This window comes from Streptomyces sp. NPDC058678 (assembly GCF_042714835.1).
Classification (GTDB): Bacteria; Actinomycetota; Actinomycetes; order Streptomycetales; family Streptomycetaceae; genus Streptomyces.
Genome location: NZ_JBHXSG010000174.1, coordinates 1 through 1,358 on the forward strand (window position 1 = coordinate 1; position 1,358 = coordinate 1,358).

A 1,358-nucleotide genomic window follows, 5' to 3' on the forward strand; every position below is an offset into this window, starting at 1 on the left:
ACGAGTGGCATCGAGAACTGTCTGCGCGGTGAAGAGGGCAGCCTCCCCGCGTGATCGACGACCTTGCCGACGCGACCTGGGACCGTGAACTCGACGAGCTCTTCTTGCGGATCGGCCACCGTTTCGGCCGCGCCGACCTGCGACGCCGCATGCGTGACTACGTCCGCGCCCTGCTCGGCCCGGTCGGCCGTAAAAACGGCTGGCAACTGGCCGAACACGCAGGCCACCGCACCCCCGACGGCCTGCAACGGCTGCTGAACGGAGCCACCTGGAACGCCGACGACGTCCGCGACGACCTGCAGACATACGTCGCCGACAAGCTCGGCGAGGCCGACGGGGTCCTCATCCTCGATGACACCGGCTTCGTCAAGAAGGGCACCACCTCCGCGGGGGTGCAGCGCCAGTATTCCGGCACCGCCGGCCGCACCGAGAACTGTCAGATCGGCGTCTTCGCCGCCTACGCCACCACCCGCGCACGCGCCCTGGTGGACCGCGAGCTGTATCTGCCCAAGTCCTGGACGGACGACCGCGAACGCTGCCGCGCCGCCAAGATTCCTGATGAGAGGGGCTTCGCCACCAAACCAGAACTGGCCAGGGCCATGGTGCTGCGTGCACTTGCCTCCCCGCTGCCGATCGCCTGGGTGACCGCGGATGCCGCCTACGGCCAGGAGTGGCGCTTTCGCCGGATGCTGGAAGAAGCCGCAGTCGGCTACGTGCTCGCCGTCCCGAAGTCCCAGTCGGTGCCCCGCTTCGGCCGGATCGACCATCTCTTCGGCCAGGCGCCGGATGAGGCATGGGAGCAACGTTCGTGCGGCGACGGCGCCAAGGGCCCGCGCGTCTATGACTGGGCGGCCATCCAGCTCCCGGTGATCGAGGACTTCGACGGTGAGCGGCCCAGCCATCACCGCTGGGCGCTGGCCCGGCGTAGTATCAGCCGACCCGATCAGATCGCCTACTACCTCGCATACGCGCCGGTGGGCACCGGCATCGACCGGCTCGTGCGTGTTGCCGGGCTGCGGTGGGCGATCGAGGAATGCTTCCAGGCCGCGAAGAACGAGTGCGGCCTGGACCAGTACGAAGTCCGCCGCTACGTCGGCTGGATGAGGCACATCACCCTGGCCATGCTCGCGCATGCCTTTCTCGCGGCCACGGCGGCACAGGCGGCGGCAAAGGGGGATGCAGAAACGGTTCCACCCTGGTTCCGCTCACCGTGGCAGAAGTCCGCCGGCTCTTGGCAACTGGCCCCGCACACCGGCCCCGCCCGCCACTTCGCATCCATGCGCTGAGATGGTCGCGATGGCGGCGAAGGCGTCAGGCCATAGCCCGGCACTGTCACTACCAACGCCGATGTCATTCGC

At 68.4% G+C, this 1,358-nt stretch carries 1 protein-coding gene; it reads left to right on the forward strand.

What is annotated here, in order from left to right; genetic code table 11:
* Positions 1-50: 50 nt before the first annotated feature.
* Positions 51-1,286, forward strand: coding sequence for an IS701 family transposase (locus tag ACFWWR_RS48575; RefSeq protein ID WP_384310788.1), 1,236 nt, complete (start codon positions 51-53; stop codon positions 1,284-1,286).
* The last annotated feature ends 72 nt before the right edge of the window (positions 1,287-1,358 follow it).